Raw genomic sequence first — 11,352 nt, forward strand, 5'->3', positions numbered from 1 at the left:
GCAATCACCCCGCTATCCAGCCGATTCCAAAACCGACCCAGAGACCCGATAAGAAAGCGGAGATGATTAGGAACCACGAGTATGGAACCGTGAGACCAAGGGCCATGACCCTTGGAAGCCCCAGTAATCCATTGATTTTGTCCTTCAGTATATCCCAGAGGAACACGGCGTAGTACCAGACGGCCAGCAAGAGGGCCATTCCAAGGGCGAGCCTGTGGTGGTCGAGGACGCTCCACAGCTTGAAGAGGAGGAGCAACGAGACGGCATCCGCGAGAAGGAAAATCCCGCTCTCCCAGCGCTCGAAGTCTATGGAGCTCCGCCTCTCGTAGTGCAGTCTTGGGACCCTCAGGGCCTTCCAAGCCAGAACTATAAGACCCACAAAACCGGCGAGGGTGACTAACATTGACAAGTTCGTGTAACCAGAGTCGGAGAGGACCTCCACAACGACGGCCAGCAGGGAGAGCCCGAAGAGTGGGGCTATTACAGCCGTCATCACGCCTGCAACAATCTCCACCGCGTTCATGCCTTCGTTTGAGAGCACTCTAATTAGATGGAAACCCAGCCAGAATAACGTCAGGAGCCCCACAATAACTCCAAGGCTTGAATGGGGGACGCCGTGGTACTGAACGTAGAGAAGCCAGTCCGGCAGTTTGGAGTCCCACTGGTCGAGGATTGGCTTGAAGAGGGGAACCGCGACCGTAAACATTGCGGGGCCGACCGGCCAGCGGTTCTCCTTCGCAAAGAGGGTTCTTCCGGTTACGTTCTGGAAAGCGAAGGGCACCAGCGCTAAGGGTCCAAGGGCCATGAAGTAGAGGGCTATCATTATCGGGTCTCCCTCCGCCATCTCCTCCACAACGGCATTCTCAACGATTCCCGCCATGAGGCCAACGACCATCCAGGCGATTGCACTCGAAGGGGGCACCAGGTAAGAGTTCACCAGTGCGAGCGGGACAGATAGCACGAAGAGAAGCGTCGCGAGCCTCTCACTGTTCCTCCTCATCAGGTATATGAACACTAGATAGAGGATATCCATAGGAATGGCGTAGAACACACCCTCTAAATCCGCGGCGAGGAAGCCTATCAGTATCGCCAGTCCGTATGTTATGTCAATGGCGAAGTAAACGTAGTCCGTCCACGCGTAGAGCAGGAGGACCAGCCCGACGACAGCCGAGAACGGCAGGTCACTGCCCGAGCTCATCACGGCACCAACGAAGGACAGGAAGGTGAAGCTCGCGAACAGGAGAACGAAAAACCCCACGGTTCTTCCGACTCTGTACCTGTCCAACCTTCCACCCCCTACTCTCTCAGGGGATTGAGGAAGCCAAAGCCGAGGCTGTTAAGAACTCCCAATCCGGCGTCCATGAGGAAGGCGTAGAAGTCCCTGTTGTTATCGTTCAGGTCCACTTCGAGCCTCTCCCAGTTCGAGCCGGGAACGTCGAAGTGCTTGCCCCTAACGCTGACCCTGACGTAAACGTCAATCCATCCGTTCCGCCTCACCTTGGGAACCATCTTCCTGAAGAGGGGGCCTTCGAGCTCAAAATCTTCCCCTGTAAAAGCCCTGTACTTGCTGAGGGCGTTCTCCTTCAGCCGTTCCCTGAAGTACTCAACGTCCCCGTGCTCGTGGAAGGTGAAGTACCTTCCTGCTCCCTCGGGTGCCCTGACGACGACGGGTGAACCAGTTGCGAACGTGCTCCTTGGCTTCAGCCTGAACTTCTTTAGTTTCTCGACGGTCAGCGTGTACCGTCCCAGAACGACCTTTTCCACACCGCTCAGCCTCTCGTAGAGGGTCTCTATGAAGGCCTCATCAGGGGAACTTATCAGAAGGTTTTTCGGCTTCTCCCTCCTGAAGTCACCCCCGGGGAACAGGTCAGAGAAGCAGAAGAACTTGAAGCCGGGCCTGTCGTTGATGTCCTCGTACTCGGTTCCACGGAGGTGGTAGTAAATCATCGACTGGATTGAGTGCTTTCCAACGGCCCACCGGGGGAAGTTCCTTTCAGGCCTGAGCGTCAGGAGAAGCCTCATATCAACACCTCATTGCAATCCCTGAAAATTCAACCCAAAGGTTTAATAAAAAACTTTTGCCCGGGAGGAACCCCCTAATCGGCAACACGTGTCGCATCCCCGCAACGTTCGGACGCAATATACATGCAACGGGTTGGTCGTTATGAATTTCCCGGGTGAAAACCAGTACACCCCAAAGTTCCAGTAATCTGAAGGGGCCGTTTTGCACGGTTCATCGACGCTGGGAACGTTGCTTATCATTTACAGGGTTGATGAAGCCAAAGCCAAGGCTGTTTAGAACGCCCAAACCCGCGTCCATCAGGAAGGTGTAGAAGTCACGGTCCCCATTACGGGGCACCTCAAGGTACTCCCAGTTGGTCCCCGGGACATCGAAGTACCTCCCACGAATGTTAACGCGAACGTAGACGTCGAACCAACCTTTCCGCCGTATCCGAGGAACCATTCTCGTGAACAAAGGACCGTCGAGCTGGAAGGGTTCGCCAATAAAGGCAGAGTACTTCGCGACGGCGTTCTCGGTGAGCCTATCCACGAAGTAGGCGAGGCTGTTGAAGTGGTGGAACGTGAAGAACCTTCCCTTTCCTTCGGGAGCATTGAGGACGATGGGGGAGCCCGTTATGAAGGCCCTCCTCGGCCGGAGTTTGAGCTTTTTAAGGGACCTCAGGTTAAGGGAATGCTTTCCAAGGTAAATCCTCTCGTTTGGAAAGAGCCTCTCGTAGAGCACCTCTATGAAGCTATCGTCTGGGGAGCTCACTATCAGCCTCTTAACAACGCCCGGCTTGTACGGCCCGCTGGGGAACACGTCAGAGAAACAGAAGAACTTGAAGCCCCTTCCATCGTGCACCCTCTCGTAGGGCGTTCCTGTTAGGTGGGTGTATATCATCGCCTGAAACGCGTGCTTTCCGAAGGCCCAGTCCGGAAACTCTTCGTCGGATTCGAGCTCGAGGAGGAGCCTCATGTTGACACCTCCAGCTGTAATGGGCTTCGGACTATTAAGGGTTTTGGTCCGGCCATCCGAGTGAAGCTTTGCCGTCCACACGAGAAGCGCCCCAAACCCATTAAACATGAGTTGAACCGGCGAGCCCGCGGGGTTTGTTTGGTTGTTGGTTTGTAGGCCTGTTTTCCGGCTGAAAGCCCCTGATTTTTCTGGTTTTTCAGTTGTGTTCATTGTGGGTGGGCGGTTCTCGTGGTTTTTAAGACGGAATGAAGGGTTTACACGGCTTGCGGATGGTTGAATGGGGGTGGATTCGCCTTGAAGGGTTTTTTAGAGCTCTTAAATCGGATATCTGGTTTCCATAATTTCCCATGGTAATTTGATGTACGTGTTTGAAATCCAGGGCGTTTGGTGCCGGTTTTAACGAGCTACAGGTACATTGAAGCTTTTTCGGGTCAGAGGAGGTAGATGCGCTGGTTTTTGGGTTGGGTGTTAATGGAGGTTTTTGAGGGGCTTTTCTGGGGTTTGGGGGCTTTTCCGCGGAGTGCGGTGGATTGAAAATGATGGACAAGCGAGTGTGGGCTGAAATGAATTGTTATATGGCTTTTAGGGGTTTTTCCGGGCTTTTTGATGGTTTTTTGCGGGTTACGGCCTCTCGGGATTGTCCGTTGGCATGTTTAGAACTAACGGTGGTAACAAATTGGCCTTGGCGGGGGTGTTTTTAGGGGGTTTTCCGGGCGAAAAATTTATATAAGGCTTCCTGGTTAAGGTTTATTGTTGGAATGAAGGGAATTTCCGGACCGTTTCCGAACCTCTAGAAGAGTGGAAACCCCGAAAGCCTTTCCCCGATAGTGGCACCCGTGATCTCATTCGTTTCCGAACCTCTAGAAGAGTGGAAACGTCTTTGTCCCTCGGGTGGGGCGGAAATTCATCTATAAGCCACTGGTTTCCGAACCTCTAGAAGAGTGGAAACCCCGTCTCTATTTCTGCAACATCGGTTTTGATGCGGATTATATCTCCATCGGTTTCCGAACCTCTAGAAGAGTGGAAACACACCCAATAAATTTCTCCATCTGTTGAATTTACATATTGTCCAGTTTCCGAACCTCTAGAAGAGTGGAAACCTTGTACTTGCTTTCGGACTTCCTGACAAGCTCATCGAGTGGGATTATGTTTCCGAACCTCTAGAAGAGTGGAAACCTCGGGGCGCTCGAAGGCGGCCCCTTTTCTTACGGCCGCCACCACAGTTTCCGAACCTCTAGAAGAGTGGAAACGCTCTTTGAATCATTGAAAATCACCTCTCGTACAGGGGTTGCGGCTGAAGTTTCCGAACCTCTAGAAGAGTGGAAACATGGGAGGAACAATCCCAGCGGGTCGGGCGGCAGTTCGCAAATCAAGTTTCCGAACCTCTAGAAGAGTGGAAACCTGGTCCGCAGCCTTTTGAGCGGCAGACCAGATTGAGGCCGCGCCCTTCGCCTGTTTCTGAACCTCTAGAAGAGTGGAAACGCGGAGAAGAAAAGCACGTAGGGCAAAAATGCGGAAGAAAAGAAAGCGGTAGTGGTTTGAAAAAAGAGTTTCCGAACCTCTAGAAGAGTGGAAACCTGGCACTGCCCAGAAGTTACCCTCCTCGTCCATAACATATACTGGGAGTCCCATTACTGAATCTTTGAGTTTCCGAACCTCTAGAAGAGTGGAAACTGGCTGTTCCCGTGGAGCGTTCTGGGGGAGTTCTGTGTTATTCTCACTGTTGCTGAGGTTTCCGAACCTCTAGAAAACTGGCTTGATTTGGATTGTGAAATGAGGAACTCCTGCATAACGTTAATAAGGTCGAGTTGTGGAAAAGCTCACCATGTCAAATGAAGGGCTGTCCCAGGACCAGAGGAAGTGGGTTGTCTTCTTCCTCCTGAACCTTGGGTTGGTTCCCCTTATAGTTGTAAGAGCCGAGAGCGTTTACTCGGGCGACTACATGCCCTTCCTTGGAGTCACCACGCTCCTGTTCCTTCTCTCCGTGGCCCTCGCGTTGGGGGCGGGCTGGGGCCTGTGCGGGAAATCCATGGGACGGAATAATGAAAAGGGGGATGAGCCCAAACTCCTCGACTTCCTTCGCTTCTTCCTCCTCCGGTACTTCGTAGGTGAGGCCCTCCGCTCAATCTACGGCCTCTACATCTTCGTTCTCTTCGCCGTTACACTAACGGCTTGGCTCCCGGATGGTTTCGAGAACGGCAACGTGCCGTTTATCCTCGCATCTGTGCTGTACTTCCTCTCGTCGGTTTTCTTCACGGCGTGGGTCTATGGTCCGCCGGAGAGGAAGGGCTCTGATGTCGAGGTTCTTGTGTTTCCCCTGAGTATTCCAAACTGGACGCCAGAGGACCTTGACCCGCAAAAAGACCCCCGCGTGTGTGAGAAGCTCTGCAGGAACGAGGGGACGAGGAACATCGTGGTTCCCCTACTGGCGCACCTTGCAAGGCACCCAACAATACGTACCGTCGTCTTCCTCGTTACGGACACGGTTTATAACGGTGCCAGGAGTTTTCCCGGGCTGAAAACCGAGGAGGGGAGGGAGTACATCAGGGCTCTCGTGAAGGTCATTGAGACGTGCAGGTTCTGTTGGTCGAATTGCATCAAAACCGGCGCGGAACTAACGAAATCAAAGACGTTCAACTGCGGTGGATTTGACTGGGACATCAAATGGGATGACCTTGAAGATGACGACGTTGGGATAGACTTACCTAACGATGGAAAAAACGGCCTAACCGTGCGGTTCGTTAGGATAGGGAAGGCCAACAACCTTCACGAGATAAAGAGAAGGATAAACCGGGCGTTTTCTAAAATTGAAGACAAAAACAGTTCAAAGGTTCTCTTCGATATAACGGGAGGGACCGCCGTCGTGAGCGCCGCCATAATCCTTGAGGCCATTAAAGGCGACTACCGAGCCGGCTACGTGGCCCTCCCGCAGGGTACCGTTGGCGTTGAAGAAGCCAGGAAAAAGCTCAAGTCCAACGGCATCAACCCACCCGAGGAGCTCGTGGATAAGTGCCCCATAGCAGGAATGGTAGAGGAGATTCCGATAAGCGTGTTCAGCTTTGAGGATATTGCCAACGAACTGCAAAAATACTTTGAAAGGGCCTACGGAGGGAGGTGAATGGATAAGAAGGTGCTCCTCGCGACGCTCCTCCTACTCATCCCGATTTCCTTCCAGTTCACGAACCAGCTTTCCAAGTGGAGGCTCGTGGCTGTTGTCCTCGTCCTTCTGCTGTCCGCTTTGCTCTTCTGGAGGAAACTCAAGAAGGGCGAAAGAAGGGTCAGCCTCTCAGCCTTCGTCCACGCCTACTTCATAAACCTGATAATAGGGAACGTGAAGTCCCTGTTTGGAATATTCGTCTTCATCCTCCTAGCGGCGGTTCTGACCCAGTGGCTTCCCGACGCCATAGAGTCGGGCTCCCTCTACTGGGCAAGCTGGAACCTCGCCTACCTGCTCTCAATACTACTCCTGACATACTGGGTGGCCGTTCCAGAGGAGAGGAAAGAGGAGGGCCTTAGGAAGACCAAGTACCTCGTCTTCGCCCTGAGCTGGCCGAGCTGGAGCCCCAGCTCCGTGACCGGGGCGAACTGCAACGAACTTTTCACGAACTCCCCCGCCCTGGCGGGGGGTGGGGGAAAGCCCCCCAACGTGGCCCCCCTCTTCGTGGCGGTGAAGTACCACCTCGAAAGGCTCGAACGCGTTTACCTTCTGGTTTCCAGCTCGGAGATGGGCTACAGGTTCAAGAATGAGGGCGAAAGGGAATACGTCAGAACGTACCTGACCTCGAAAGGGATAAGTCCCGAAGGCCACGACTTCAGGGACCTGGTCAGGCTACTGCTCGTAAAGCTCTCCGAGTGCACGGGGAGGGGCATCACCGTTGAATGGACCGACGGAACCGCCGAGGAGCTAACCGGAAAGGATGTGACGTTTAAGCTCGCGGTGGCGGGTGACTTCGACGACGTGGACAAGTGCAGGGAAGTGATAAGAAGTCTAACTGATGAAATAATAAAGCGTGAGAGTGAGGAGCTGACGTTCGACCTTACCGGCGGAAAAACGCTGGTTAGCGTTGCGATGGCGCTGACCGCGATAAGGCGGGACTGTCAGGCCGAGTACCTGAGGCAGAACGTCTACGGCAGGGAGCCAGAAAAGCTACTCAAGAAAGTGAACCTGGACATATTCACGGTTGAGGACATCCTTGAGGAGCTCAGGGATGCGTTTGAGTACGGAAATTAACGGTTCCTGACTTTTGCACTCCCCATTTAAGGCCTGTGTAAAAGACTCAGTGCAAATGATTCCTATTCCTAAGTTGACAATCCTCTAAAGGACAAGAAACGACCTTGAATGGTTGCTCACATCGAGGACTTCATAAGGTCCAATTCGCCGAAAAACGTTTTAATTCACGTTCGTGATTAACGAGGGTGGCCATCGTGAAAAAGCCCCTGTTCATAACCCAGCACGGAAAGCTCGAGAGGGAGAAAGGAGCCCTCGTCTTTACCGGCCAGCTCGCCAAGAGGCCGGTCCCCCTGGCCCAAGTAAGCGAAATCCACTGCCTAGCCCGCGTTTCTCTGACGAGCGGGGCCATAGAGCTCCTCAGCGAGAGGAGGATTCCTGTCCATTTCTACACAACCAGGGGCGATTACAGGGGCTCCCTAATAAACGACGCCTCGCCGAGGGGAAAGCTTCACCTGGCACAGGCCGAGCACCACCTAATTCCTGAGAAGAGGCTTTTCCTGGCCAAAGCAATCGTTGAAGGGATACAGAACGTCATGGCATTCGTTCTGGCCGGGTGGGGTATTAACCCGGTGAAGCTCAACTCCATCAGAGTTGATGGAAAAACCGTCGATGAAATCATGGGGAAAGAAGCCGAGCTCTGGAGCAACTTCTACCGCTACTTTGGGGAAGCCATAGGTCTCGACGGTTTCAGGAGAACTAGACGGCCTCCAGAGGACGAGGTGAACGCGCTGATAAGCTACGCCAACGCCGTGACATATGGATTGGCATTTTCTTCGGCCATAAAAGCCGGTCTTGACCCCGCGATAGGCTACCTCCACGCGGTTAACGACAGGAGACACTCGCTTCCACTGGACTTAGCCGACATCTTCAAGCCGCTCTACGTCTTTACGACGATTCACAGGCTCTACACCGGAGGAAAGCTCAGAAAGGGACACTTCTCGAGGAAGGGAAAAGCCGTTTACCTGAGCAGGGAGGGGAAAAGGTTGCTCCTCGGCGAGCTGACTGCCACGCTCATGACGACGGTTTACTATGGGAGGTGGAAGAGGAATGTGAGCTACCGCTCCATGCTCGACATGGAGGCGAGAAGGCTCAAGAAGCACGTCCTCGGCGAGGAAACCTACAGGCCCTTCAGGCCGTGGTGGTAGGCCCCGGAAATTGATGAGCACGCCTCTGGCCCGGCTTCAGACCGGTTACATTTTTTCAGTTTCCACTCTTCTAGAGGTTCGGAAACTTGACATATTTCTGGAGAAGTTCAGGAAGAAAAATCCAAGTGTCAGGTTTCCACTCTTCTAGAGGTTCGGAAACCCTGTCATCACCATCAAGGGAGGAAGGTACATCATCGGCAACGAGGAGCTCTGTTTCCACTCTTCTAGAGGTTCGGAAACTCCAAATTCATCACTACCACCATAATAGTTATTCTTTTGTGCACTTGTTTCCACTCTTCTAGAGGTTCGGAAACCTGGAACGTATTGAACTATCTTGTCAATCCACTTATTCACGCCCTTTCACCAGTGTTTCCACTCTTCTAGAGGTTCGGAAACGGCCATAAAGAACGGGGGTCTCATTCTGGAGACCCCACAGGGTAGTTTCCACTCTTCTAGAGGTTCGGAAACTCATACCTCTCTCCATAAACCGCCCCTCAACACAAAACGAAAACCTCTTAGTTTCCACTCTTCTAGAGGTTCGGAAACGGTCCGGAAATTCCCTTCATTCCAACAACAAACCTTAATCAGGAAGTCTTATATAAATTTTTCGCCTGGAAAAGCTCCTAAAAAACAAAAACCACACCACTCCCCTCAAACCACTAACAATAGTAAAAAGGCAAAGTAACCAACCAAAAAACCCGAAAAAGCCAACAGAAGAATCACAAGCAATAACCAGCCCAACCAAAAGACTACAAAACTCGAAACTAAAAACAAAGCCTCTTACAGAATTTTTAACCCACCGCAAAGGCCAGAAAACCCACCATCAGCTAAAAGAAACCCGTCAGAACCCCCCGAAAACACCCAACTCAAAAACCAGCACATACTAACTTTTAAGCCTCAAATCGACCGTTACGCCCTTCTTCAAGCATTCAAACGAATATCCTAACTCTTTTGCAAAACATGTACATGCTAACACTCTTATGTAACGTAAAAACCAAATACCCCGTTTAAGGGCTTTAAACTGCTCTTCAAGACGAATCCACCCCCATTCAACCATCCGCAAGCCGTGTAAACCCTCCATTCCGTCTTAAAAACCACGAGAACCGCCCACCCACAATGAACACAACTGAAAAAACAAAAACCTCCAAGGAGTACTGAACTAAAACCCAAACTCAAAACGCCCAACCACCAACAGAGGCCAGCTCACCGGCTCAAATTACGTTATCGAATTCCTCCGCTGGTTTTCCTAGGTGGAAAGTTGTGAAGCATTTGTCGTCAGGCAGGGAGTAGAAGAGCACGCTGTCTTCCTCCTCTTTTATGACCCGGGACAGCTTCCTCTTCAGCTCCGCCACTTCATTCCGTCCAAGCCATCCCTCGAAGACGCTTCTCTGCCTCCACTGGAGGTACTGTCTGAGTACGTCGTGCACCTTTTTAACGCGCTTCTCGTTCACGTCGTAGACGACGATGTAGTACCTCATGGCCACCACCAAGGGAAAAAAGAGATCAGTGGAACCTCCCGTATCCCAGACTGGTCTTCGCACCCACGCCGTGATGTCTCAGGGCAAGGCGCAGGAGTTTCTCCGCGACGCCCCTTTCATCCCCTCCGACCGCGAAGACGAAGGGAACGCCTTTCCTCACGGTCAGGAAGAGAACCGGCACAGGACTGTGCCAGTCCCCGGGTGCTTCGCCCTTCTGGTAGTAGGGACCGTAGTGGGGGTTCATTATATCGAACTCTATGGCGTCCTTAAGCTTGCCCCTGAGCTGCGAGATGAGCTTCTCTCTGTCCGTCGGAGCCTTCACCGGGCTCGGCAGGGCGTCGAAGAAGACGGCCGAGCCTCCTTCCGTTGTTGTCCCGAAGATTCTCACCAGGCGCTCTGCAAGCTCGCGGGCGTTAACGACTGAGCCGGGTTTGGCCTCAACTCCGAGTGCATTCAGGAATTCCACGAGGTGTCTCGAGGGGTTTATTAGCCCCACCGCCTCCGGAAACTTTTCGGTTTCCCCCGCGTTGAGCAGTCCTTGAACTTCCTTGGCCCTCTCAAAGGAGTCCCCTTTAAAACCATCGGCCCCGCCGAGGAGTTCCGTCATCATCTCCACTGCCCAGGCTTTGGTTACTCCCTTCAGGGCTGAGCCCGGTATGTACGGAACGCCATAGTTCCTCAGGAGCCTTATACTGGTTTCATAGACGCTCTCGTCGCCGAGGCCAGCCACAAGCCTCGACCTCGTTTCAAGCACGAAGGTTCTCCCTGCCTTCGCCACGACCCTAAGATAGGTGTCGAGGTAAACCGCGTAGTCCTCGATGACGTTCTCAAGGGACGGCTTGAAGTTGAGCCTCTTCAGCATGGACACCGTTGCCTTGTATGCCCCCTTCTCCCTCACAAACGGTGCGTACTTCTGGAGCAAAAGGGATAGGTTGCTGACATTCTCTATTGGATTCCTAATCGCGGTTATGCTGTCCTTTGGCACCACGTACCTCGGTGGCTCGGCGTTTTTACTCCTCCGCTTGTACTTCCTGGGCGGGCGGTTCCCGTGTCCACCTCCGGGCCTCATTTCACTCACCGCTGCTCCTTTTCCTTCCTCAGCATTGCGTCGGCGAAGCGCTTGAGCCAGCTGAGGAGCGCTATCGTCTCGTCGGTCAGCCTTATCGCGCTCATTCCGTCATGCTCCATGTAGTACTTAAGCGGGTCCTCGCCGTTGGTCACCCTCTTGGCGAGCCACTCCGCTATGTGCCTGTAAAGGTAGGCGTACGCCATCTTGTCGCCCTTTGGAAACCCTTTGGGGTTTATGGCTTTGTAGTCAACGTTTATCGGCTTGTCAAGCTTGGACAGGTAGAACGCGAGCGCCTGTCCGAGGCCGTTGGTGAGGATTAACACGGGAGCACTCTTGACGTAGGAGACGTAGCGTCCCTGGGTGTCCTCGTCCTCTCTCCTGACTTCACTGACCTTCTCGTAGGCGAACTTTGCCCTCTCCTGCTCCAGGGTTCTGAAGTCCATCTTCACCAC

General features: G+C 53.1%; 9 protein-coding genes and 2 CRISPR repeat arrays. Of the genes, 3 read left to right on the top strand and 6 right to left on the bottom strand.

Features of this window, described 5'->3' with window-relative positions; all coding sequences use genetic code 11:
* Window positions 1-4 precede the first annotated feature (4 nt).
* The 3 genes from CS910_RS09955 to cas6 (CS910_RS09965) form a co-directional block, all read right to left on the bottom strand.
* Entirely contained in the window at window positions 5-1,285 is a 1,281-nt protein-coding gene (locus CS910_RS09955; protein WP_099211662.1) for a hypothetical protein, read from the bottom strand.
* Window positions 1,286-1,296: 11 nt separating this feature from the next.
* Window positions 1,297-2,022 carry a CRISPR-associated endoribonuclease Cas6 gene (cas6, locus tag CS910_RS09960; RefSeq protein ID WP_099211664.1) on the bottom strand — a complete coding sequence of 242 codons (726 nt, stop codon included), beginning with the start codon at window positions 2,020-2,022 and terminating at the stop codon, window positions 1,297-1,299.
* Between the two features lie 211 nt (window positions 2,023-2,233).
* Window positions 2,234-2,977 (bottom strand): CRISPR-associated endoribonuclease Cas6, encoded by a 744-nt coding sequence (cas6, locus tag CS910_RS09965; protein WP_099211666.1) that lies wholly within the window; start codon window positions 2,975-2,977, stop codon window positions 2,234-2,236.
* 778 nt (window positions 2,978-3,755) lie between these two features.
* Window positions 3,756-4,651: a CRISPR direct-repeat array (repeat unit 28 nt; unit sequence GTTTCCGAACCTCTAGAAGAGTGGAAAC).
* A 151-nt stretch (window positions 4,652-4,802) separates the two neighbouring features.
* On the opposite strand from cas6 (CS910_RS09965), the gene CS910_RS09970 reads away from it, so the two are divergent.
* The 3 genes from CS910_RS09970 (at window position 4,803) to cas1 (ending at window position 8,353) form a co-directional block, all read left to right on the top strand.
* Window positions 4,803-6,095 carry a hypothetical protein gene (locus CS910_RS09970; RefSeq protein WP_145955409.1) on the top strand — a complete coding sequence of 431 codons (1,293 nt, stop codon included), beginning with the start codon at window positions 4,803-4,805 and terminating at the stop codon, window positions 6,093-6,095.
* The gene (locus CS910_RS09975; RefSeq protein ID WP_099211671.1) at window positions 6,096-7,208 is read left to right on the top strand and encodes a hypothetical protein; all 1,113 of its coding nucleotides are present in this window, start codon (window positions 6,096-6,098) and stop codon (window positions 7,206-7,208) included.
* 185 nt (window positions 7,209-7,393) lie between these two features.
* Window positions 7,394-8,353, top strand: a complete 960-nt coding sequence (gene cas1, locus CS910_RS09980; protein WP_223211957.1) for a CRISPR-associated endonuclease Cas1 — start codon at window positions 7,394-7,396, stop codon at window positions 8,351-8,353.
* A 58-nt stretch (window positions 8,354-8,411) separates the two neighbouring features.
* Window positions 8,412-8,899: direct repeats of the CRISPR family, unit length 28 nt; unit sequence GTTTCCACTCTTCTAGAGGTTCGGAAAC.
* A 665-nt stretch (window positions 8,900-9,564) separates the two neighbouring features.
* Here cas1 and cas2 read toward each other — a convergent pair.
* Genes cas2 through cmr5 form a run of 3 tightly spaced genes read right to left on the bottom strand, consistent with a single transcriptional unit; the run spans window position 9,565 to window position 11,343 of the window.
* Window positions 9,565-9,831, bottom strand: coding sequence for a CRISPR-associated endonuclease Cas2 (gene cas2 / locus CS910_RS09985; RefSeq protein ID WP_099211675.1), 267 nt, complete (start codon window positions 9,829-9,831; stop codon window positions 9,565-9,567).
* 25 nt (window positions 9,832-9,856) lie between these two features.
* The gene (gene cmr6, locus CS910_RS09990) at window positions 9,857-10,900 is read right to left on the bottom strand and encodes a type III-B CRISPR module RAMP protein Cmr6 (protein WP_223211980.1); all 1,044 of its coding nucleotides are present in this window, start codon (window positions 10,898-10,900) and stop codon (window positions 9,857-9,859) included.
* A 5-nt stretch (window positions 10,901-10,905) separates the two neighbouring features.
* Window positions 10,906-11,343 carry a type III-B CRISPR module-associated protein Cmr5 gene (gene cmr5 / locus CS910_RS09995; protein WP_099211677.1) on the bottom strand — a complete coding sequence of 146 codons (438 nt, stop codon included), beginning with the start codon at window positions 11,341-11,343 and terminating at the stop codon, window positions 10,906-10,908.
* Between the last annotated feature and the right edge of the window lie 9 nt (window positions 11,344-11,352).

The sequence above is a fragment of the Thermococcus henrietii genome, assembly GCF_900198835.1.
Lineage (GTDB): Archaea > Methanobacteriota_B > Thermococci > Thermococcales > Thermococcaceae > Thermococcus > Thermococcus henrietii.

Coding starts and splice junctions, on each gene's coding strand:
- CS910_RS09970 (WP_145955409.1), top strand. CDS start 4,803: ATGTCAAATGAAGGGCTGTCCCAGGACCAGAGGAAGTGGGTTGTCTTC.
- cmr5 (WP_099211677.1), bottom strand. CDS start 11,343: ATGGACTTCAGAACCCTGGAGCAGGAGAGGGCAAAGTTCGCCTACGAG.
- CS910_RS09975 (WP_099211671.1), top strand. CDS start 6,096: ATGGATAAGAAGGTGCTCCTCGCGACGCTCCTCCTACTCATCCCGATT.
- cas2 (WP_099211675.1), bottom strand. CDS start 9,831: ATGAGGTACTACATCGTCGTCTACGACGTGAACGAGAAGCGCGTTAAA.
- cas6 (WP_099211664.1), bottom strand. CDS start 2,022: ATGAGGCTTCTCCTGACGCTCAGGCCTGAAAGGAACTTCCCCCGGTGG.
- cas6 (WP_099211666.1), bottom strand. CDS start 2,977: ATGAGGCTCCTCCTCGAGCTCGAATCCGACGAAGAGTTTCCGGACTGG.
- cmr6 (WP_223211980.1), bottom strand. CDS start 10,900: ATGAGGCCCGGAGGTGGACACGGGAACCGCCCGCCCAGGAAGTACAAG.